Consider the following 296-nt stretch of genomic DNA (forward strand, 5'->3'; position numbering starts at 1 on the left):
GCGCACGATACCGTAGGACACCGCCAGACCGAGCCCCAGACCCTGCCCCACCGGCTTGGTGGTGAAGAAGGGTTCGAACACGCGGCCGAGCGTTTCCTCGGCGATGCCGCCACCGCTGTCCTCGACGCTGAGCAGGCAGCTGTCGTCTTCACGGGCGATGCGTACCAGCAGGATTCGCGGCTCGCTATCGGCCATGGCATCGAGGGCGTTGTGCAGCAGGTTGAGCATCACCTGTTCGATGCGAATGGCATCGCCAAGCACCTCTGCCTGGTCGTCGATCTGCGTGCGCAGCGAAC

Annotated in this window: 1 protein-coding gene; it reads right to left on the reverse strand. The window is 64.9% G+C overall.

The window, feature by feature from the left end; all coding sequences use genetic code 11:
* On the reverse strand, positions 1 to 296 hold a 296-nt coding region (locus tag GYB81_RS23815), incomplete at both ends, for a sensor histidine kinase (protein WP_233787676.1).

Source organism: Pseudomonas yangonensis, from assembly GCF_009932725.1.
Classification (GTDB): domain Bacteria; phylum Pseudomonadota; class Gammaproteobacteria; order Pseudomonadales; family Pseudomonadaceae; genus Aquipseudomonas; species Aquipseudomonas yangonensis.